Source organism: Treponema sp. OMZ 799, from assembly GCF_024181365.1.
In the GTDB taxonomy this organism is placed as follows: Bacteria; Spirochaetota; Spirochaetia; order Treponematales; family Treponemataceae; genus Treponema_B.
This window is the reverse complement of sequence record NZ_CP051301.1, coordinates 1,434,536-1,457,032: the sequence shown is the minus strand read 5'-3', so window position 1 is coordinate 1,457,032 and position 22,497 is coordinate 1,434,536. Positions and strand designations below refer to the sequence as shown.

Annotated in this window: 19 protein-coding genes and 1 pseudogene; 15 read left to right on the top strand and 5 right to left on the bottom strand. The window is 39.4% G+C overall.

Features of this window, described 5'->3' with window-relative positions; translation table 11 throughout:
- Window positions 1-226: 226 nt before the first annotated feature.
- Both purL and E4O04_RS06565 read left to right on the top strand, forming a co-directional pair.
- A complete protein-coding gene (purL, locus tag E4O04_RS06570) occupies window positions 227-3,073 on the top strand; it encodes a phosphoribosylformylglycinamidine synthase subunit PurL (protein ID WP_253710679.1) in 2,847 nt (948 codons plus the stop codon).
- Window positions 3,074-3,108: 35 nt separating this feature from the next.
- The gene (locus E4O04_RS06565) at window positions 3,109-3,663 is read left to right on the top strand and encodes a TIGR01440 family protein (RefSeq protein ID WP_253710677.1); all 555 of its coding nucleotides are present in this window, start codon (window positions 3,109-3,111) and stop codon (window positions 3,661-3,663) included.
- 9 nt (window positions 3,664-3,672) lie between these two features.
- Here E4O04_RS06565 and E4O04_RS06560 read toward each other — a convergent pair whose 3' ends face one another.
- Window positions 3,673-5,148: a 4Fe-4S dicluster domain-containing protein gene (locus E4O04_RS06560; protein ID WP_253710675.1), complete on the bottom strand. Its 1,476-nt coding sequence runs from the start codon at window positions 5,146-5,148 to the stop codon at window positions 3,673-3,675.
- Window positions 5,149-5,337: 189 nt separating this feature from the next.
- Here E4O04_RS06560 and E4O04_RS06555 point away from each other — a divergent pair, with 189 nt between their 5' ends.
- The 11 genes and pseudogenes from E4O04_RS06555 to E4O04_RS06505 all read left to right on the top strand — a co-directional run bounded on the left by E4O04_RS06555 (window position 5,338) and on the right by E4O04_RS06505 (window position 15,237).
- Window positions 5,338-6,027, top strand: a complete 690-nt coding sequence (locus tag E4O04_RS06555; protein WP_253710672.1) for a hypothetical protein — start codon at window positions 5,338-5,340, stop codon at window positions 6,025-6,027.
- Between the two features lie 55 nt (window positions 6,028-6,082).
- Window positions 6,083-6,964 carry a DNA adenine methylase gene (locus E4O04_RS06550; RefSeq protein WP_253710669.1) on the top strand — a complete coding sequence of 294 codons (882 nt, stop codon included), beginning with the start codon at window positions 6,083-6,085 and terminating at the stop codon, window positions 6,962-6,964.
- Between the two features lie 13 nt (window positions 6,965-6,977).
- Window positions 6,978-7,805, top strand: coding sequence for a type II restriction endonuclease (locus E4O04_RS06545; protein WP_253710667.1), 828 nt, complete (start codon window positions 6,978-6,980; stop codon window positions 7,803-7,805).
- Between the two features lie 5 nt (window positions 7,806-7,810).
- Entirely contained in the window at window positions 7,811-8,692 is an 882-nt protein-coding gene (locus E4O04_RS06540) for a DNA-methyltransferase (RefSeq protein WP_253710664.1), read from the top strand.
- Window positions 8,693-8,780: 88 nt separating this feature from the next.
- Window positions 8,781-9,158, top strand: coding sequence for a hypothetical protein (locus tag E4O04_RS06535; RefSeq protein ID WP_253691362.1), 378 nt, complete (start codon window positions 8,781-8,783; stop codon window positions 9,156-9,158).
- Between the two features lie 157 nt (window positions 9,159-9,315).
- Window positions 9,316-10,620 (top strand): phosphoribosylamine--glycine ligase, encoded by a 1,305-nt coding sequence (gene purD / locus E4O04_RS06530; RefSeq protein ID WP_253710661.1) that lies wholly within the window; start codon window positions 9,316-9,318, stop codon window positions 10,618-10,620.
- 33 nt (window positions 10,621-10,653) lie between these two features.
- Window positions 10,654-11,730: a phosphoribosylformylglycinamidine cyclo-ligase gene (gene purM, locus E4O04_RS06525; protein WP_253710660.1), complete on the top strand. Its 1,077-nt coding sequence runs from the start codon at window positions 10,654-10,656 to the stop codon at window positions 11,728-11,730.
- A 43-nt stretch (window positions 11,731-11,773) separates the two neighbouring features.
- The gene (locus tag E4O04_RS06520; protein WP_253710658.1) at window positions 11,774-12,742 is read left to right on the top strand and encodes a cache domain-containing protein; all 969 of its coding nucleotides are present in this window, start codon (window positions 11,774-11,776) and stop codon (window positions 12,740-12,742) included.
- A gap of 46 nt (window positions 12,743-12,788) precedes the next feature.
- Window positions 12,789-12,899, top strand: a pseudogene (locus E4O04_RS06515) (methyl-accepting chemotaxis protein); the annotation flags it as partial.
- 53 nt (window positions 12,900-12,952) lie between these two features.
- Complete coding sequence (gene ispG, locus E4O04_RS06510) at window positions 12,953-14,116, top strand: (E)-4-hydroxy-3-methylbut-2-enyl-diphosphate synthase (RefSeq protein ID WP_253710656.1); 1,164 nt, start codon at window positions 12,953-12,955, stop codon at window positions 14,114-14,116.
- Window positions 14,113-15,237: a tetratricopeptide repeat protein gene (locus E4O04_RS06505; protein ID WP_253710655.1), complete on the top strand. Its 1,125-nt coding sequence runs from the start codon at window positions 14,113-14,115 to the stop codon at window positions 15,235-15,237. Before ispG ends, E4O04_RS06505 begins: the two co-directional genes overlap by 4 nt.
- Before the next feature lie 36 nt (window positions 15,238-15,273).
- On the opposite strand, the gene E4O04_RS06500 is transcribed toward E4O04_RS06505, so the two are convergent.
- The 3 genes from E4O04_RS06500 to E4O04_RS06490 form a co-directional block, all read right to left on the bottom strand.
- Window positions 15,274-16,077, bottom strand: a complete 804-nt coding sequence (locus tag E4O04_RS06500; protein WP_253710653.1) for a zinc dependent phospholipase C family protein — start codon at window positions 16,075-16,077, stop codon at window positions 15,274-15,276.
- A gap of 90 nt (window positions 16,078-16,167) precedes the next feature.
- Window positions 16,168-17,733, bottom strand: coding sequence for a BCCT family transporter (locus E4O04_RS06495; protein ID WP_253710650.1), 1,566 nt, complete (start codon window positions 17,731-17,733; stop codon window positions 16,168-16,170).
- Entirely contained in the window at window positions 17,723-19,510 is a 1,788-nt protein-coding gene (locus E4O04_RS06490; protein ID WP_253710649.1) for a phosphotransferase, read from the bottom strand. Before E4O04_RS06490 ends, E4O04_RS06495 begins: the two co-directional genes overlap by 11 nt.
- A 234-nt stretch (window positions 19,511-19,744) precedes the next feature.
- Between E4O04_RS06490 and E4O04_RS06485 the strand changes: the two genes are divergently transcribed.
- Both E4O04_RS06485 and E4O04_RS06480 read left to right on the top strand, forming a co-directional pair.
- Window positions 19,745-21,169 (top strand): alanine/glycine:cation symporter family protein, encoded by a 1,425-nt coding sequence (locus tag E4O04_RS06485; RefSeq protein ID WP_253710646.1) that lies wholly within the window; start codon window positions 19,745-19,747, stop codon window positions 21,167-21,169.
- Between the two features lie 66 nt (window positions 21,170-21,235).
- The gene (locus tag E4O04_RS06480; RefSeq protein ID WP_253710645.1) at window positions 21,236-21,631 is read left to right on the top strand and encodes a GrdX family protein; all 396 of its coding nucleotides are present in this window, start codon (window positions 21,236-21,238) and stop codon (window positions 21,629-21,631) included.
- Window positions 21,632-21,680: 49 nt separating this feature from the next.
- On the opposite strand, the gene E4O04_RS06475 is transcribed toward E4O04_RS06480, so the two are convergent.
- Window positions 21,681-22,493: a hypothetical protein gene (locus E4O04_RS06475; RefSeq protein WP_253710642.1), complete on the bottom strand. Its 813-nt coding sequence runs from the start codon at window positions 22,491-22,493 to the stop codon at window positions 21,681-21,683.
- Window positions 22,494-22,497 lie beyond the last annotated feature (4 nt).

The following is a 22,497-nucleotide window of genomic DNA, read 5'->3' as shown; positions in this document are numbered from 1 at the left end:
CTTTAAAATGCTATAATTTTATAAAAGCATTATTTAAATTATAGTTTATTTTAATAAAAAGTTGACATTTTTTCTTAAAGAATTGTAGTTCAGTTTCAAGAAAAAAACAAGGTTATAACTATGTCTAAAAGGTTAAATCCCGATCTCCCCTTCCCCCCTATCTTGAATTTTTCCCTCGCTTCAAGTATACTTAATTTAAAATCCATCGGAAGTTAAGAGGTTGTCTATGAATATTTACCGATTTTGTGTTAAAAGTAAGAAGGACTTACACTTTCAAATGCCCAAAAATGAGGAGCTTTTAAAGCAGGCCCATGTTCTGGGCTTTAAGACCGTTAAAGAAATAAGTACGGAAAACCTTTATTTTGTACGCGGGAATCTTTCAAATGAAGAAAAGAAGACCTTAGCCGACTTCTTGTTTTGCGATGAGCTTTACGAGTACAGCCAAACCGAAGGCTTTATAATCGAAGATAAAAAAAATATTTTCCATATCGAAACAGCCTTAAAACCCGGCGTTACGGACTCCTCCTCACGCGAGGCCTTGAGAGCCGTAAAAGAACTCGGAATCCGAGGCGTCGAAGAAATTACCAGCGGAAAGGCCTACGAAATTCGGGGAGAACTTAACGAAACCGAAATAGAAAAACTTGCAAAAAACCTTCTATGTAATGATGTCATAGAGCAGTATAAAATAGGCTTTGTAGAGCCTGCCTGGGCCCATGAACATGACGGAAAAAACGGGCCTAACACAAGCGTTGAAACCATAGACATAGCCTCCATGAGCGATGAGGAACTTTTAGCCCTTTCAAACGAAAGACGGGCTGCTCTGGATATCCACGAGATGAGGGCTATCCGCGAATACTACAAGGAAGAAAAAAGGCCTTGCACCGATGCGGAATTTGAAATGATAGCCCAAACTTGGAGCGAGCACTGCGTTCATAAAACCTTTAAGGCAAAAATAGACATTGACGGGGCATCTCTCAACGATGAGCAAAAAAAAGCCTATCCCGATCTTTGCGTAAACAGCATAATTAAAACCTATATCAAAAAGGCCACCGACGACATTAATGCCCCTTGGGTTCTTTCTTCATTTGTGGACAACGCCGGTATAATCGAATTTGACGACAAATACGAAGTTTCCTTTAAGGCAGAAACTCATAACCATCCTTCTGCCATTGAGCCCTTCGGAGGAGCTAACACGGGAGTCGGCGGCGTTATAAGGGACGTTATGGGCGTTTCGGCCCGCCCCTTTGCCGTAACCGATGTTCTCTGTTTCGGCCATCCCGACACTCCGGCAGAAAACGTTCCCAAGGGAACCCTTCATCCTAAGCGCATAATTTCAGGCGTTATCGAAGGAGTTAAGGACTACGGAAACAAGATGGGCATTCCGACCGTAAACGGAAGCGTTCACTACCACGAAGCCTACGCTTCAAACCCGCTAGTCTACTGCGGATGTGCAGGTATCGCCCCCAGAGGTAAACACCGCACAAGCCCCTCTGTCGGAGACCACATTGTTTCTTTAGGCGGAAAAACCGGACGAGACGGCCTTAGGGGAGCCACCTTTTCTTCGATGGTTATGGATGCAAGCACAGGAGATGTTGCAGGCTCCTCCGTTCAAATAGGCGAGCCCATAATTCAAAAAAAGGTTGCGGAAGTACTCATCGATGCCCGCGATCAGGGGCTCTATTCTGCAATTACAGACTGCGGAGCAGGAGGTTATTCTTCTGCCGTAGGAGAGATGGCCTCTACCCTCGGCTGCGATGTAGACCTTGCGAGAATCCCCGTAAAATATCAGGGGCTTGCTCCATGGGAGCTATGGCTTTCGGAGGCTCAGGAAAGAATGGTCATCGCCGTTCCTCATGACAAACTCGAAACCTTGCAAAAGCTTTGCGATGCAAACGATGTGGAATTAACCGACCTCGGCCGTTTTACCGGAGATGCAGTTTTAAAGGTGCGCTTCGGCGAAAAGGAAATAATAAATCTTTCATGCGGCTTTTTACATTCGGGCCCGCCGCAAAGAAAGCTCAAAGCGGCTCCTCCCAAAGAAGGAAGGGCTCTTATAAAATATCCCGAATATAAGGAGCCTGATCTAAATGAGGCCTTAAAGGCTGTGGTAAACCATCACGCCGTAAATTCAAAGGAAGATATAGTAAGGCTTTACGACCATGAGGTTCAAGGCGGCACAATCCTCCGTCCCTATGATGGCCCCGAAGGAAATGTTCCTCAGGATGCAGCCGTTATAAAGCCTATGGAAACGGAAGGAAAAAAAGCCGTTGCAATCTCGAATGCCTTAAACCCGAGGCAGGGGCTCTTGGATCCTTATGCAGCTGCAGCAAGTGCGATAGACGAAGCTGTCCGAAATGCCGTTGCAGTCGGAGCTGACCCCGAAAAAACCGCCATCCTCGATAACTTTTGCTTAGGCGACCCCAACCGACCCGAAACCATGTGGGCACTGATCGAAATGGCACGCTCTTGCTACGACACGGCCCTTGTCTTTAAAACCCCCTTTATTTCGGGGAAAGATTCCTTTAATAACGAGTATCTGACCTCGGAAGGAGAGAGGGTTTCGATTCCGCCCTCGCTTTTAATCTCGGCGATGGGAATAGTTCCCGATATCGGAAAAGTTCCCGGTTCCGACTTTAAAAAAGAAGGCTCTGCCATCTACCTTATGGGTAAGCCCCAATTCTCTTTCGGAGGCTCGGTCTTTGCAGAACTTTTCGGCATTCCTCAAGGAGAAAGCGGAGAAGTTCCGCCCTTTAAAAAAGAAGCGGCAGAGCTTTATAAAAAACTTCACTCCAACATAATGAAGGGCTTGGTGCTTTCATGCCACGACTTGAGCGAAGGAGGCTTGGCTGCCGCCCTCTACGAAATGTGTTTAAGCGGAATAGGAGCCGAGCTGAGCAGTGACTTTCACATAAAACTGGGAGCTTCAAAGATTGCAAGCCTCTTTGGAGAAACCACAGGCTGCCTCCTTGTAGAAATTGCAGAAGAAAACCGTTCAGCCTTTGAAAAGGAAATGGCAGGCTCGGCAATTTACGAAATCGGAAAAACTTGCGGAAAGGCAGGCCTTAAACTTTAATGGGCTTACTTTAACAAAGGTTAAGTGAGGAAAATATGAGCGGGATCGATTTAGAAAAAATAAAAGAAGAAACTATCGGCGCCTTAACCGAACTCCTTGAAACCTCATCCTTAAAAGCCGGGGACATACTGGTCTTAGGATGCAGCACAAGCGAGGTTTCGGGAGGAGTTATCGGTAAGGCCTCAAATGAAGAAGCCGGAAGGACAATAGTTTCCGCCCTGCTTTCAATCCTTGAACCCAAGGGAATCTTTTTGGCCGTTCAAGGCTGCGAGCACATAAACCGTGCCCTCGTCATCGAAAAGGAGGCACAAGAAAAATACGGCTTTGAGGAGGTGTCGGTAGTTCCGGCCCTTCACGCAGGAGGAGCCGCCTCCCTCGCAGCCTACACTCTTTTTAAGTCCCCCGTCATGATAGAGCACGTAACAGCCCATGCAGGCATTGACATAGGAGACACCGAAATAGGAATGCATGTAAAGTTTGTGCAAGTCCCCGTAAGGCTTAAAACCAAGCTCATAGGCTCGGCAAGACTCACAGCCCTCAAAAGCCGCCCCAAACTAATCGGAGGCGCAAGGGCTGTGTATGAAAATTAAATAAACAGACTAGCTCTTTTCTCCCGAATACGAAAGACCTTCTTCTGCATATTTTTTTAGCTGGCTTGCGGCGAGTTTTTGGTTTGTGATAACCGAAGGGCCGCCTATACAGCCGCCCTCGCAGGCCATAACTTCTACAAGGTTGGGCGTAGACGAATCGTGAGAAAGCTCTCCGCTTTGAATCTTACCATAAGAGGAAAGCTGTTTCATACCTTCCTTGTTAAGGCCGTTTATAAGTACGGGGCGAAGGTTTTCAGGTCTTTTAAGGCGGACTCGGACAGCTTCTGCAACGCCGCCTGAGGCTGCAAAACCCCTTCCCGACGAGGTCGGCGTTATTGTTCCGGGCAGGGCATCTTCCTTGGTAATGTCTATCTCCTTGGCGGTCAGCAAGGCTCCCAATTCTTCTATCGACAAAACATAGTCTACAAACTCATCTTCCAAACCCTCCCTCCTCTTTGCAAGGCAGGGGCCTATAAAGACTGTAACACAGTCCGGGTCTTCTTTTTTTGCCAATTCTGCAGTATAGTGCATCGGGCTTCTTGTATCCGAAATACATGGAACAAGGGCAGGAACGTGTTTTCTTACGGCCCTGACATAGGCGGGGCAGCAGGAGGTGGTCATTAAGATATGGCCGTGCTCCATTCTCTCTTCAAATTCTAAAGCCTCTCGGTCGGCCGTTATGTCGGCTCCTATAGCTACCTCCCAAACCTTGTTGAAGCCGGCCTTTTTTAAGGCGGATTCAAGCTGCCCGGGAACGGCCTTAAACTGGGCTGCAACAGCAGGCGCATAGAGGGCAGAAACCTTCTTCCCGCTCATTAGATGCTTTATGACATCCACAATCTGTCCCTTATCCATCATAGCACCGAAGGGACATTCCCTCATGCAGTTTCCGCAAAAGATACATTTATGATAGTCGATTCTTTCTTTGCCGTTTTCGTCCTTTGAGATGGCACCGACAGGACAGGATTCTTCACAAGGAACGGGAATTTTTATAACGGCATGGTAGGGGCAGTTTTTTAAACAGATACCGCAGTTTATGCACTTTTCTTCATCGATACGGGCCCTTCCTCCCGAAATTGCTATTGCAGTTTTGGGGCAGTTCATCATACAGGGACGGGCAACGCAGGCCTGACAAGCGTTTGTTATCATAAATTTGCTTTTTACGCAGGCATTACAGGCTTCATCTAAAACGGTGAGCATGGGCCATGTCGGCTTTTTTCTTTCCAAGGCTTCTTTTGCAAATTCTGCCAAGGTCTTCTCTTCATCATAGTTTTCCAATGAACAGCCGAGCCTTGCAATTACACGATGGCGCATTATTTCCCTGTCATGAAAAATACAGCATCTTATAGGCGTACTGTTTCGCGGAACCATTTCCCTCGGAATATAGTGTACACCCTCTTCAAGTTTTCCTTCAAGCTGAAGTTTTGCAATGCGGACAAGGATTTCTCTTTTGATATTTGATGTGTTATTATTTATGTTAAGCATACTCTCCCCTAAGATTTAAAAAGGCACGATAAATGTATATAAAAAAATATCTATATAGTCAAGGGGGAAGAAATAACCTGTACATAGAAAATCGAAAAATAACTTGACAAAAATTCTAAAAAAGATAAACTTATAATAACGGCAACTTTCCATAATTTATGAATTGGTTTTACTTAAGGAGTTGAAAAAATGGTTTTATTTAAAAATTATATAAAAAAGATACTTTTTATTTTATTTTTAAGCCTCCCCCTCTACTCCTATGCCTTTGAGCTTGAACCTTATTGGTCCTTGGGAGATGCAAAACTTGGAGGACTTTTCCAAGCACAAAAACCTAAGACAGCCTTCAATCTGAATATTTCTGCCTTTAAATTTTATTTTAAAGATTTGGATTCCGGCTTTAACTTATCCTTGAGTCCTTTTTATATGGATATAAAAGGAGGCAATAACGAAATAGAAAATATCAATGGAGACTCCGCTCAAAGAGCAATTTTTTTAAAACACGGCCTTTTTATAATGTCGCTGCTAAATGCGGAATTAAGCTATAATACCTTAAATTCCATATCAGATACCTTTGAACTCAATCTTTTTACAAGTATTCATGCCGCCGATCCCGTAATCATTTCAAGGTTCCAAATAAATGCAGGCTTGGAGTTTGCAATTACAAAAGAAATCTATCCCTTTGCCGGGAGAAAATATCCTCTAAAATCAAAACTTGTAAGTGCAAGAACAGGTTTTAGATATGCCGATAGGAAGCCCCTTTTCTTTTGCGATATAGGCTTTAACCTAGGCTCCCTTTTGTTTATTTTTAAAGGCGACTACGAAAAAGCAAAAGAGAAAGCTCAAAAAGAAACGGTGAAGGATGTGTTTGATAGGGAGTAATCCGGAAATAGGCCGATTAGTAGAAAGTTATGTGAAATTGTGGTAAAATCTGACAATGAATTATGTAACGGTAAAGCCCTTTGTTAAATGGGCCGGAGGAAAAAGTCAGCTATTAGAGAAAATTCGCACAAAATATCCTAAAAACATCGAAAAATATTGTGAGCCTTTTTTAGGAGGAGGAGCGGTACTATTTGACATATTAATTAATTTTCATCCTCAAGAAGTCCTTGTAAATGATATAAACAGAGAACTTATAAACACTTATAGACAGATTCAATCAGAGCCGGACAAACTGATAGGCATCTTATTGGAACTACAATCTATTTTTTGGGATGCAAACCTTTCCGAAAGAAAATTAATCTATATGCAAAAACGAGAAGAATTTAACACTTTAAAAATAGATACCGGAAAAAATACGGAAAAAGCAGCCTTATTTATTTTTTTAAATAAGACCTGCTTTAATGGTCTTTACAGAGTTAATTCAAAAGGACTTTTCAATGTTCCAATGGGTTCATACAAATGGCCTCCAATCTGTGACGAAAAAAATATAAAATTATGCTCTCAATTATTAAAAAATGTACAAATAAGCTGCGCAGATTTTTTTTCGGCCTTGGACTTTATTGATTCAAAAACATTTGTTTATCTGGATCCGCCGTATCGGCCTATTTCGGAAACTTCTTTTTTTACCTCATATTCCGAATTTGGATTTACTGATCAAGAACAAAGAAAACTTAAGGATTTTGTAGATGCTATAACAAAAAAAAGGGCAAGAGCCGTTATAAGTAATTCAGATCCTAAAAATAACAATGCTGACGATAATTTTTTTGATGACCTATACAAAAAATACAAAATAGATCGCATTGCCGCAAAAAGAATGATAAACAGCAGAGCCTCAAAACGCGGAAATATTAATGAACTTTTGATCTATAATTTTTAAACGGAGAAAAACAATGAAAACGAATTTTCAAACATTTATAGATACTTTAAGCGAGACCAATGCAAGACTGGATTATTTTACCGACTTTTCAAAGGTAAGAAAAAATACGGCAAAAATAGAAATGAAATTAAACCAACTGAATTACTTAATCGGAAAAACAGATCTACAAAAAGCGGTAACGGAAATATACAATGAAAATCCTTCAGCTTTTGAAGTATTGGATATTCTTATTGCTGTAAGAGATAATGACAATAAAAAGGTCTTAAACGATTATGGAGAATGCGTATTTTTAAAAACTTATTTTTCATCACTTCAAGGTATAATTGAATATATCGAAAAAACAGGATTGGCTGACATTCTAAAAAATAAATCAATCACAAACCTTGTTGACTATGTATTCGGAATTGAAGTAGGCCTTGATACAAATGCAAGAAAAAACAGGGGCGGCGATAATATGGCAAATTTGATTGCTCAAACTTTTAAAAAAGCCGAAATAAAATTTAACACAGAAGTAAACAGCTCAGAATTTAGCGACATTCAAAGCCTTGGTCAAGATTTAAAAAGATTTGATTTTGCAGTTTCTACAAAGAAAAAAACTTATCTTATTGAAACAAATTTTTATAATGTCGGAGGTTCCAAATTAAACGAGGTAGCAAGAGCATATTCTGAAATAGCACCGAAAATAAACAAATACCCTAATTATGAATTTGTTTGGATCACTGACGGAAAAGGATGGCTTTCTGCAAAAAATAAATTGGAAGAAGCATATTCAATTATCCCAAGTATTTACAATCTTTCAAATCTTACGGAATTCATACAAAAAATAAAAAATGAGTTGTAAAATTAATGTTAAAAGCTTTTTATAAATCAATAAATCATGATTTTAATCTTTTACAAGGTGACAGCATCGAGATTCTGAAAAATTTGAATTTTCAATTTGACATGATTTTCGCCGATCCGCCTTATTTTCTATCAAATGACGGCATTTCTGTCCATAGCGGAAAACAGGTCAGCGTAAATAAAGGACTTTGGGATAAATCGCAAGGCTTTGTTAGAGATAACGAATTCAACTACCGCTGGATAAGTACATGCCGTGAAAAGCTAAAAGAAGACGGTACAATTTGGATTTCCGGTACATATCATAATATTTTTTCTGCTGCACAAATGCTGACAGAATTAAATTTTAGAATATTAAATTGTGTTACATGGGCAAAGACAAATCCGCCGCCCAACCTATCCTGTAAATTCTTTACCCATTCTACCGAATTTATTCTTTGGGCTAGAAAAAATAAAAAAATTACACATTTTTATAATTATGAGCTGATGAAGCAAATAAACGGAGGAACACAGATGAGGGACTTGTGGAGCTTGCCCGCCATAGCAAAATGGGAAAAATCATGCGGAAAACACCCTACACAAAAACCTCTTCCTTTATTGGCAAGAATAATTCTTGCCTCAACAAAGCCTAATGCATGGATTTTAGATCCTTTTACAGGATCAAGCACAACAGGGATTGCATCAAGTCTATTGGATAGAAAGTTTTTAGGCATAGATAAAGAATTGGAATTTCTAGAACTTTCAAAAAAACGAAGGGAAGAAATTGACTCCCTTCAGATAAGAGAGGATTATAAAAATAGAATTTACAAATATTCCGATAAACCTATACAAGATATAATCGAAATACAAAATAAAGAACCGTACTACGGACCGGATTTACCCATAGCTTAAATTAATTAACCTAGCCCTTGCACAAATATCTCTATTATGTTATTATAGATATGTAAAGTCTGTAAAATTTTGCAGAAAGGAGTTTAATATGAACAAAAAAAGATTAAGTTTAATTCTCAGTGCATTGGTTTTATTTACACTTGTGCTTAGTTTGACCGGATGCCCCACGTCATGGTATATAGAAAGATATGCCGGAAAGTATAGCGGTACTTTTACTGATAAAACAGATACAGGAAATTGGTCAGGAACGATAGATGCTTCCGGAAGATTTTTAGGAACTTTTACTACAGGAGCCCATAGTTTTGAACTCGAAGGGAACGTAGATAGACGCGGAAACATTTCAGCAAAATCGGACTCAGGTTCCAACATCTTTGAAATTAAAGGAAAAATTAAATTCAAAAAAGTTTCCGGTTCCTGGTACATAAATTCTGACGAGAAAGGAACTTTCACAGGGAAAAAAAATTAATTCTCTTAAATAAAAACCTTAAATTATTTACAAAAACGCATCTTTTAGGCTATGCCGTAAGGGTGCGTTTTTTTACTTTTTCACGCCCCTTGCTCATTGCCCCTTATTCTGATATACTCAAAATTCAAAACATCAGTGCCTTATTTTGGAGGAAAAGATGAACATACTGCTTATCGGATCGGGAGGAAGGGAACACGCTATAGCTTTAAAGCTAAAAGAATCCCCCTCGCTCGGTAAACTTTTTATAGCGCCCGGAAATGGGGGGACGGCTCTTTTGGGGGAAAATGTTCCGATAAAGGCCGAAAATATCGAAGGTCTTGCCGATTTTACTCTTTGCTCTTCAATAGACCTTGTAATTGTAGGGCCTGAGGTTCCCCTATGTTTAGGCCTCGAAGACCTCATAAAGACAAGAGCAAAAGAGCAAAACAAAAAAATTGCCTTTTTTGGGCCTTCAAAGGCTTGTGCCCGATTGGAAGCGTCCAAAGATTTTTCAAAAGAAATGATGAGCCTCCTCTCAATTCCTACTGCAAGATATTCATCCTTTACCGATTTTCAAAAAGCAAAAGAATATATTGAGGGCTTGAACTATCCCTTTGTTATCAAGGCCGACGGACTTGCTGCGGGAAAGGGTGTCATCCTCCCGTCCTCAAAAGAAGAAGGCATAACCGAGCTTAAAAATATAATGGTAAAAAAACAATTCGGTTCATCGGGAGACAAGGTAGTTATCGAGGAACGCCTTGAAGGAGAGGAAGTTTCCATCCTCGCTTTTTCGGATGGAGAAAAGATAGCCGTAATGCCGCCCTCTCAAGATCACAAGCGCTTAAAGGACAATGATGAGGGACCCAACACAGGCGGAATGGGCGCATACGCCCCTGCCCCAATTTGTTCATACGAGACGGCTCAAAAATATGCAGAGCTTACGATTCTTCCTATTATAAAAGAAATGAAAAAAAGAGGCACCCCCTACATCGGAGTCCTCTATGCAGGCCTCATGCTCACGAAGGAAGGTAATGGCTTTGCCCCCAAGGTGCTTGAATATAACTGCCGTTTCGGCGATCCGGAAACTCAAAGTTTGATGCAGCTTTTTGACGGAGACCTCGCCTTAACTATGAAGTCTTGCGCGGAAGGAAGACTCGAAACGGCAATGCCTAAATGGAAGGAAGGCTATGCGGCAACAGTAGTGCTTGCAAGCGAAGGCTACCCTCTTTTTTCATCAAAGCCGGTAGAGTTATCAAGCACAGAGCTGCAAAGTAATGCTGATGTAAGCGTAATACATGCAGGCACAGCACTCAAAGACGGCAAAATTTTTACAGCCGGAGGAAGGGTGCTTTGCATAAGCTCAAACGATAATAGCTTACAAAGGGCCATGGATAAGATCTATGCAAAAATAAAAACCATAAACTTTCCCGGGGTGCAGTACAGAAAGGATATTGCAAAACGCGGACTGGAACATTTAAAATAAGCTTAAAATATAAAATAAAAAGGAAAAAAGAAAATGAACGAAACAAAAGATAAAAGCCAAGAGCTATCCAAAGATAAAAGCTCGGTTTACAGCGCCTCAGGCGTAAACATCGATGCAGGAAACGAAGCTGTCCGCCTGATGAGCCAAGCGGTTAAGTCAACCTTCAATAAATCCGTCCTTTCGGATGTAGGCTCCTTCGGAGGTCTTTTCGGTACCGAAGAGCTTTTTAAAATGAAAAAGCCCGTCTTAGTAGGTTCCACAGACGGCGTCGGTACAAAGGTGAAGATTGCAGCAGAGGCCGGTATCTATACAACAATAGGCCAGGATATAGTCAACCACTGCATTGACGACATCCTCGTGCAGGGAGCAAAGCCCCTCTTCTTTTTGGACTATGTTGCAAGCTCAAAGTTGGATCCTCAAATGATTGCCGACATAGTGGGAGGCATGGCAAAGGCTTGTAAAGAATCCGGCTGTGCCCTCATAGGAGGCGAAACTGCTGAAATGCCCGGCGTTTACATGGAGGGAGAATTCGATATAGCCGGAACCATTGTCGGAGCAGTAGACCAAGAAAAAATTCTTCCCAAACAGAACATAAAAGAAGGAGATATCCTCATCGGTCTTGCCTCGGCCAGTCCACATACAAACGGCTACTCCTTGATTAGAACAGCCTTTAAGGGCATAGATCTTAATACGGTTTACCCCGAATTAAAGGCCCCCTTGCATGAGGTTCTTCTAAAACCTCACCGCTCCTATCTTAATGCAATCTATCCGATTTTGCAGGAGCATCCCGAAATCGTAAAAGGCCTCGCCCATATCACGGGAGGCGGCTTTATCGAAAACATTCCGCGGGTTATTCCCGAAGGACTGGTTATAAAGGTCAAAAAAGGATCATGGCCCGTGCCGCCTCTTTATCCTCTAATTCAAAAATTGACGGGAGCAAGCGAGGACGAAATGTACAGGGTCTTCAATATGGGAATAGGAATGATAGCCGTAGTTTCCCCCGACATGGCTGAAAAATACCGTGAACTTGTCGGAGAGGAATCATGGATAATCGGTAAACTGGAAAAGGCAGAAAATCCTCAAGCCAAGGCCGAAACCGTGTTGGAGTAAATTTTCAAAATAAAACTTATGGGTTTAAATAAATGGAGTTTTTATGAAAACAGAACATTCTATTAAGAGGAATTTGATAATTGCGCTCGGCCTTTTGCTTTTTACGGTAGGATTTTCCCTTTCATTTTTGGGAGTAAGACTTGCCCAAAAAGCACTAACCAAAGAAGCCGAAATTTACCTCCAAGATAAAACGGCTTTAACGGCAGAAATTCTTGATGGAAAAATTTTATCGCTTTTTCAATTGATGGAAATTTTTACGCGGCTGCCGCAAATTCAAAATAAATCTATTTCTTATCAGCAAAAAAATAACATTCTCTTAAATGAAGCAAAATTCCACTCCGTTATACAGGAACTATACATTGTCGATAAATCGGGCATCAAATATCATCCTGACGGTACTAAAAATGACTATTCACAAGAGTTATGGTTCAAAGAATCAACGAAAGGGAAAAATATTTCTACAGAGCCCTATACCGATAAAACAAGAAGCAATAATTTATTTATAACTTTTTCCATGCCTGTATACGACAGCGATAAAAATTTAATAGGCGTATTGAGTGCCGATGTTCCGGCAGAACAACTTTCAAAAGAAATAAACGATCTGGAAATAGGCCGAACAGGTTTTTTTTATATACTGAGTTTAACGGGTACAATAATTGCTCACCCAAATATCTCACTAGTTGAAAAAATGATAAATATACAAATAGATGCAAAAACCGATAAGGCTTTAGAATCGCTTGCACAGTTTGAAAGAACAGCTATCGAAATGGACACTCCTTCATCAGGTTATTATGAATATGGAAATATAAAAAAAGCGGCTTCTTATGCGCCTATGAAAACAACAGGTTGGACAGTCATATTAAGTGTCCCACTCAAAGAATTAATTGGGACAATTAATGTCTTAAAATCAACAATGATGATAATCGGCTTTATTTTTTTACTTATAAGTCTTATTGTTGTTTTTCTCATAGCCAATAAAATAGATAACTTTATTAAAAATCAAATTATGTAATATAATCCGCTTCCATAAAGACAAGCTTTTGATTATTTTCAGTTTTTTAATTATGACGGACGACATCATTCAAAACATCGCAGCTCAAACAAATTTGTTATCTATGAATACCGGAATCGAAGCTGCCCGTGCAGGCGAAACAGGAAATGGCTTTGCGTAGAATAAATTCCAATTAAAACAAAGAACCTTTTCTGCCGATAATGAACTGATATGAACTCGACAATAGTACCGCGAAAAATTGAAATCGGCGGAAAAGGACAGGTTAAAAAACTTACTCTCGGAGGCTCTTCCCCAATCTTACTTCAGACCATGTGGAAAGAAAGCCTATTGGGTGCGGATCTTAATTATATTGCAAAAAGCCTAAACGAGTTCGAGCAATTAGGATGTGATCTTGTACGCTTTGCCGTGCCGGACATGGATTCTGCGGAACAATTTGTAAAACTCACCCGCCTGACTCCGATGCCCCTTGTGGCAGATATTCATTTTGATTATAAGCTGGCCCTAAGGTGCATGGACGGGGACACGGCAAAAATACGCATAAATCCGGGTAACATCGGTTCAAAAGAAAGAACTCAGGCGGTTATACAAAAAGCAAAGGATACCGGAACAGTAATACGCATAGGAGTAAACTCAGGTTCGCTTCCTTCCGCCTTAAAAAAGCAAATAGAAGAAATGAAAGTGAAACAGAACCTCAGTATGGATAAAAAAGCCTTTGAGGATGAGATTTCCGCTTTAAGAGCCGGGGCCTTAACGGAAGCCGCAGCACAAGAACTGGAAATCTTTGAAAAAGCAAATTTTAAAAATGCCGTAGTATCAATGAAGGCCTCCAATGTATGGGAAACGGTTAGAGCAAACGAAATCTTTGCTAAAAAATTCGATAATCCCCTTCACCTTGGAGTTACCGAGGCAGGCCCCCTGATTCAGGGCATTGTAAAAAGCACGATAGCCTTTTACAGGCTTTTGGAGCAAAACATAGGAAGCACAATAAGAGTAAGCCTTTCCGACTCTTGCGAAAATGAAATTATAGCTGGAAGAGAGATATTAGCCGAGTGCGGTAAAAGGCAGGGCGGAATAAGACTTGTATCCTGCCCGCGATGCGGAAGAAAGGGCTTTGATGTTCAAGGTTTTGTAAAACGCTGGCAGACAAAACTCTTATCCGAAAAAAAAGATATAAGCATTGCAGTAATGGGCTGTGTGGTAAACGGCCCCGGAGAAGGGAAACACGCAGATCTTGGAGTTACCGGAGCCGAAGACTCCGTTATAATATTTAAACACGGAGAAATTATTAAACGTTTAGATTTAAAAAATTTAACCGAAGAAGAAAAAATTGAGGCAGTAGATAAGGCCTTTAATGAGGAGCTTCAAAGTTTATGAAAAAACAATTAAAAACTATTTTTATTGCATTATGTATTTTTTATTTTTACTCAACCGTTTTTTGTCTGGAAGCAGTGGATAAAAACGAAAAGCCCTGGCATCTTTTAGAACAGGCAAAAATTCAAATTGAAAAAGGAGAGTTCGGTCTGGCTCTTCACTTAACAAATAAGGCACGAGATCTTCATAAGGCACAAATAGAAGAAAAATACAATTATATGTTCAATGCCTTAAAGCCGAAAAGAGTAAAACTCGAGGGAGATAACATTTCGGACGTCTATGCAATCTTAAATAAGAGAGAAGACTATGATGCATGTAAAATCTTGGATGATATTTTTTTAACTCATCCGCCGGTATTTTTTGATAAGTCTATCTCAAAATTAATGTCATGGCTCGAAAAACGAAAAGCCCTTCCTGAAACCGATTTTATGGCAGGTAAAATTTATTTTGCAGAAGGAGACTATGAACAAGCAATGCATTATTATAAAGAGGCATGGAATGCACGCATGTTTTTGGAAATTCCCGAAGAGCGCTTCAATATAATCTACGCACTTGCCGACACATCAAAGCTTTTGCGTAAGTACGACGAACAGGAAAAATACCTTTTGCTTGTTTTAACCGAGGACCCGATATACGGAACCACAAATTTAGAAAGCGATGCCCTTCAAGCGATGATCAAAACAATAACCTCAGAAAAAACAACGGAAAAATTCTTTTTGTTGTACAGAAACCGTAATCCGATAGCCTTAAAAGCCTACATGGATTTAACGGACATATATTTGGAAGCCGGCAAAACAAGAAGATCTCTTGCAACTGCTGTTTTAGCTTCCATAATAGCAATAACAAATCTTGATGATGTTATCTCCAAAGATGACTATAATTACGAATATACGGAATTTGCAAGTCTACTTCATAAACTTAACCGAAAACCTGAGATAATACTGTGGGCCGAAAAACAAAATTTTTGGAGGTCCTTTATGAATCTTGCAGATGCTCTTTCAAAAAACGGAAATTTTGAACAAGCATCTTATCTTTATTCAAAGCTGGCAGAATCTATTCCTTCAATAAAATATGCACAAGAAGCCTTATATAAGAAAGAACAGCTAAACAAAAAATCGTTATAAGAGTAAATATTTAACGGCAAGTTTTAACTGTAATTTTTAAGCAAAATTATAATTGAAACGGTCTAAAAAAGGTTTATTATCCTTCAGGTTTTTAAAAAAATTTTCCATTAACTCGGCTGTTATTTCTATAGAGTTATTGTAAAGAGAAAAAAGTTTTTTATTTGTAATTTCACTTTTAGCATGATCAGCCGCTCTGATAATGTGTCCCTGTAAAAAATCATAAAGACCTAAAATCTTAATTAAAAAAAGTTTTAAGCCTTGAGAGAATTTTGTAGGTGCATAAAAAAAACGTTTTCCCATTTTAAATGTTCGGAATGAGCGTAAAATATCTTCTTTTGCCATTGAGGGCAGAAGACATCTGTAAATATTTGCAACGGCTTCAGCTTCTTTTTCACTTATATCTATATAATCATGAGCCTTATACCTAAAAGGATGGAAACCATCCTGCTTTAATAAAAATTTTTCAAATTCCATTTCAATCTCGGCATGATCCCTTTTCATTTCTACGACCATGTCATTTACATAGGGATGACAGCAGCTGTCCAAACCGAAGTGACCTATAAAGCCCATGATATATGAAAATTCATCGGTTTTCGGTTCAATTTTTATCTTGGTTAATACAGAATCAAAAAAATCAGTGCAATTTTTATTATGGATATCCTTTGCAAGCTGCAAAACAAGATTATTATTCTTTTTAAAGGGCTTATGAAAATACAAAAAATCAGGCCCCTGTAAACCGAGATTATATAAATTTTTATTTGAAATTCCGCCGGCAATTTCCGGAGACAATAGAGCAAAAACCCTTTGTCCATGCATATAATGTGCGTAAAAATCAGGCATAAGAACCTCCGATATATAAAATACAAGTTCTCTATATTTTATATATCGGATATCCTGTAAATATTCTTACATTTTTATTTAAAGATTAGGCTACCTATATCCTCCGTTGTGTTTGAGTTCCTTAAAAAGACTTATAACTATCAAAATTATGATAATCCCTAAAGGAAAGGCTGCTATAATCGAAAGGCTTTGAAGCTGGTTTAAATTAGTTCCCACAAGAATCAAGGCAGCCGGCAGCATTATAAAAACTATAGCCCAAAAAGCCCTTAAGCCCTTTTTAGGTTCTGCATGCTTCTCCAAGTTGGTTTGTGAATAGGACGCTATTACCAAAGTAATTGCATCAAAGGTACTCGAATAAAAGGCTATCATAGTAATTATCAAAACGCCCAAAACAATTTTTGCATATGGAAGAGTGTTAAGAATTTGCAAAATAACTTGAGAAGCCTCCATTTCTTTTATGGCTGAAGCAGCATCTAAAATTCCGTGAGCCTGTAAATGAAGCCCGTAATTTCCGAGTATTATAAAAGAGCAATAGGTTCCGGCTATACCGCAGATAAGCCCGCCTATTATGGTGTTCTTTATTGTGCGGCCCTCGGAAATTGTTCCGATAAAAAATGGAGTTGCAACAAACCATGCTATCCAGTAGGCCCAATAAAATATGGTCCAGTTTTGAGGGAATCCGGCTCCGCCTCCTCCCGAAATACGCAAGGGATCCATCCATGTGGACATGGCAAAAAAGTTTTGGATAACCTTTCCAATGCCGGTTATACTTGTTTCTATTATATAGATTTTAGGCGAAGCTATAAAGACAAGGCCGAGAAGAACACAAAAAGACACGACCGAAATTTTTGCAAGTTGAGAAATTCCTCTTAGCCCCAATAAAACGGCAGCCGTGTATACAGCCGCTATTATAAGAAGAATGGAAAGGGTTAAAATCTTTCCTTGCGGAATACCAAAAATAGTGGACACAGCTAAGGACAAAAGAGGAGTCGCAAGCGAAAAGGTTGTGGCAGTTCCTGCCAATAAGCCTATTACGGAAAAAACATCTATCATCTTTCCTATGGGTCCGTCAATCTTATCCCCGAAAATCGGACGGCAGCTTTCTGAGAGCTTTTGCTTTGTTCTCCCCTTTACATGGAGCATGTAGGCAAAAGCGACGGCAGGAACTATGTGAAAGGCCCAGGGCGTTATCCCCCAATGAAATAAGGGATAGGCAACAGCCCAATCCTGTCTTTCAGCAAGCGAAAGGGAAGATAGGCCAAAAGGACTTTCGCCAAAATAGTATGCCCACTCTATCAAAGACCAATAAAGAATATCGGCGGCCATAGTCGAGGTAAAAATCATGGAACCCCAAGCAAAATTCCCGTAACGGGGTTTTTCAAGGTTCCCAAGTTTTACAGTACCGAAACGGGAAAATGCTAAACCTATGGCCGTAAAAACAAGGCCCAAACCAAGCAGTATATAAAAAAAACCCAGTTTATTTACAAAAATATACCACAAGGCATCAACCGCCTGCATCGATTCTACCGGAAAAAACAAAACTAATACAGTCAAACATATTATTACCGCAAGGGGTAATACGGTTATAAGCCAGTCAATTTCATTTTTATCCTTTAATTCAAGCGACTTTACGCCTAATTCATCTTCAGTGTTCATTATCCATAATCTCCTTTACTTTTTTATAATAATCCTTTGCATATCGGTACATCTTCAAGCCGTAATCCCCAAAGCTGACGCCCAAGGCCTCCTTATAGCAAGTCCAAAGAGCCCATAAAAAACCTGAAAGAGCGACATAACAATAAACACGTATTCTTTCCTCTTTTTTTACAGGTCTTTCAAAATAAATTTCCATTAAGTTCTCAAGTTCTTTGTTATCGTAATAAGCGTATATGGAAAACATAGCCAAATCTATAAGAGGATCGCACATAGCAGCATATTCCCAGTCAATTAAATGGACATCTTCTCCATTAATTATAAAATTGTCCGGCACAAGATCTATATGACTTAAAACCTGAGGTTTCTCCATCCTTTCGATTAGTTCCAAAAGCTCATTCATCAAAAGCCTGATCTCATGATAGTCATGATAAAAAATACCGTTTTTTTCGTTTGCAATTTTTTCATAACAGTCCATACGCTCACGGAGATCAAAGGAATGTTCCACCCTTAAACCTGACTCATGCAGGCGGCGGGCAACCTTCATACATTTTTTTAAGTCTTCAGGATTGCGGGCATCGGCATTATGAGAATTCGGAATAAACTTGGTTATCTTCACCCCTTTTTCGGGATCAAAGTAAATAATTGAGTCGCTTAAATTTAAAGAAGAAATCGCCTTGTAAACCTCATATTCTTCCTTTCTGTTGATAAGGGCTTCGGTTCCCTCTCCAGGTATTCTAAAAATATATTCTTCACCTTCAAATTCAAACAAAAAAGATTTGTTTGTCATTCCGAATTTTAAGGGCTTTAGATTTGTTATGCTGTGCTCAGGACGTTTAAAAACAGTTGAGATAAGTTCAAGCCATTTATCATGGGATGAAAGAAGATAGGATGAATCGAATAGGCGGATATCGTCAAGGGATTCAAATTCATAAACCTGATGCTCTCCCTGTTTGTTTGCAAACATGGTAAGCTCTTTGATATTCCGCATATAAACATCTTCCCAGTACCAATCATCGGTATCATCCCTTTCATAGGCTTCTTCAATCAAGGGGCGTATCTTTTCGGAAAATTCTTTTGAAAAATAAACAGGGCCGTACATAACCCAGCCGTTTCGGCCTCCGACCTTTACATCCATAATTTTATCGTGTAAGCCTGTCTTTAAAATCCACTCATTTGTTTTGCCGCTTACCCTAACTGCCGAATACCATGAATCATACTCATGGGAATGGTACATATTCTCCCTAAGCCAATTATCGCTTGAAAGAATATAGGTGCTTTTAAGTTTCTCTCTTACATGATACAGGGTTGAAAGATTGTTTTTGCTCTTAAAATCCGGATTATATACGAGCTTTACGCCGTACTTATCTATTAAATATTCAAAGGTTTCCTTTAGATAGCCTACGACTATAGTTATATCGTTAATACCGGCAGCCTTTAACTGTTCAATCTGCCTTTCGATCATCCGTTCCCCAAAAACTTCCAACAAGCCCTTAGGCGTTGCATAGGTCAATGGAACAAAACGCGAACCGAAACCGGCAGCCATAATAATCGCATTATCCACCCTGCACTCTTCAAAGACATTTAAAGCCTTTTCGGTAAGACGTTTTTTTCCGAAAGGCGGAACTCCTTCGGTATTCAAAAAGCCGTCATGCTCCATATCAAACAAGATTTTATTCACATAGGCTAAGGATATTTTTAATCTTTTTGCAACATCTCTTTGAGAAATATCCATATCTTTTTGCATTAGCTTTATAATTTGAAAGTATCGTCTCTTCATACCTTATATTATACAAAAATAGCGTTCAAAGTCAAGTATTAAATTACAAAAAAGTGAACATTAGTTATAATCAGCATACCGCAGCATACTTATTTATAGGCATAAATAGTAAATAAAAGTATTTTATTTTTATATATGAATATCTTGACAAGTTGCAATTTTGATTGTATAGTTAAACCGCTTGTTTTTAACAAGTCTATATCGCTATATGCGTAAAAGGAGTGTAATCGCACTATGGAACAATTTTTACAAAATCTTACAAGCCTGGTTTCTTCGGCTAACGGATTTATTTGGGGAGTTTACTTCCTCATTCCGCTTCTATGCGGTACCGGTTTGTTCTTTACAATCCGGTTAGGAGGAGTACAGTTTACAAAATTCGGAAGCGGCTGGAAACGCCTCTTCAGCAACTTTTCATTAAGCGGTAAAGAAGCCGGAAAGCACGGTATGAGCTCTTTCCAGGCTGTTGCAACAGCTATTGCTGCACAAGTTGGAACAGGAAACCTCGTAGGTGCCATGACAGCCCTCATCATGGGCGGTCCCGGAGCCATTTTCTGGATGTGGCTTGCAGCACTTGCCGGTATGGCAACAAACTTTGCAGAAGCCGCTATAGCTCAAATTTATAAAACCAAGGATGATTCGGGACAGACAGTAGGAGGTCCTGCATACTACATTTCCGAAGGTTTAAAAAACAAGGTCGGTGACGGCTTCGCAAAATTCCTTGCCGGTTTCTTTGCCATAGCAATTATTCTTGCTCTCGGATTTATGGGTAACATGGTTCAGGCTAACTCTATTTCAGATGCCTTCCACAATGCCTTCCACGTTCCCACATGGATTACAGGTGCAGTTCTTGCAATTATTGCCGGTGTTATCTTCATGGGCGGTGTTAAGCGAATTGCTTCGGTTACCGAAAAAGTAGTTCCTCTTATGGCTATTGTTTACATTGTAGTGGGTCTTATAGTTGTTATCATTAATGCCGGACAGATACCCGCAATGTTTGCAATGATCTTCAAGGGTGCTTTTGACCCGAAAGCTGTTTGGGGCGGAGCCCTCGGTTTCGGAATGGGGCGCGCAGTACGATATGGTGTTGCACGAGGTCTTTTCTCCAACGAAGCAGGTATGGGTTCTACACCGCATGCCCACGCTGTTGCTGACGTAAAACACCCCGTCGAACAGGGTGTACTAGGTATTGTTGCAGTATTTATCGACACATTTATCGTTTTAAACGTTACGGTATTTACCGTTTTAAGCTCAGGCGTTGTAAAATTTGAAAACGGAGAAGCTACTATGAAGGGAATCAAGCTGGTACAAGAAGCATTCTCACAGCACTTGTTCGGCTCCACATTCGGATATCTCTTTATTGCTATCTGTCTTCTTTTCTTTGCTTTCTCAACAATCATCGGCTGGTACTACTTCGGCGAAACAAACATCAGATACCTATTTGGGACAAAGGGCCTTATCCCCTATCAGATACTGGTAGTTATCTTTATTTTTATAGGAAGCTTGCTTAAAATCGATTTGGTTTGGGAATTGACGGACTTCTTTAACGGAATTATGGTTATACCGAACCTTATAGCCTTGCTATTATTAAGCGGAACCGTTGCTAAGATCTTAAAAGACTACAACAAGGGTCTCCCCTACGACGCAAGCCGGTATAAATAAGCACTAAAAAAGGGCAGCTTAAGCTGCCCTTTTATATTTACTTTTATTTTTCAAAATACACAAAATATGCAAAAAGATTCACAACTTAATCAAAGACTTATTATTACAAATAACCCCAAGGTTAAGACCTTCTATGAAGAAGATAGAACAGGCTTAAAGAACAGGTATGAGCTGAAATTTTTTGATTCTCGAGATGAAGTTTTTAAGACGGTAAGGGATTTGATTCATTCAAACTGGAAACTTTTAAACCATGCCATGGCAGGAAACATTCCGCTTCATAAACACCCGTATAGAAGCATGGCTTTGGAACAACAGGAAAATCTTGATACAAACTCTCTTATTTTGTGGGAATCGGCAATGGAACGAGTGAAAAGAGGTAAAACACCTCCCTATCCGGATGATGTCTTGGAAGACTTCCAAGAATTAGACTATAACTTGTTTTCAGGCTCGGTAAAATTTTAAAAAATCTTCTAAATTCATTTACAAGCTGTAAGGTAATGTTTTGGTGAATTTAGAAGAATAGCCACGAACCTACATCATCTATTATTTTTGTTAAAATCATTACATGTATCTCTTGCTTTTCAGACTCGATGTAAGTCTTCCATGAATCATGGGTATAGCTTTTATTTATTCTTGAACGCAATAGAAGAGCCTTTTCTTTTATTTCATCCTCAGTCAATTGCGAATAAGCTTGTAAAACGTTAACAACAAAATATGTGCTTAGACACTTAATTAGAGGATTTTTAGCCGAATCAGATATCTTAGCGAATGAAGCTGCACTTTTTTCATAATTTTTCATCATTTGAAGGGCAAGGGCCGAATAAAATACAATCCATTCACTTGCCGTTGTTTTTAAAACAGGCAAAGACGATGTAAATTCAAAAACATCCTGATAATTCCCCGAAATCATCTTAGCCGCAGCAAATTTCGGCCCCAATTTTGATAAATAACCGGGTTTATTATCCCTTAAAAAGTCACAAAATTTATTCATTGAAGCAAAATCACCTAAAAGAAGGAGAGATTCGGCTAAAAGACGCGAATTTTTATAAGTAATTCGTTTTTTTGTGTAAATTTTAGTCTCAAGTAAAGAGGCTAAAGAGGACCAATCTTCAGATTCAATATATTTGATCAAGAGTCTGTTTTTTAAGAACATTATATTTACAAACAAAATCAGAATCAAAAACACAGGTCCAAAGAACCAGTTAGTCTTCCAAAATTCCCGCATAAAAGAGCCGTCAGCATAAAACAAAGGAAGAAAAAAAACGGTAAATAATAGCAAAATTAGGACGATATTAAAAATAATAAATAGTACTTTTAATTTCATATAA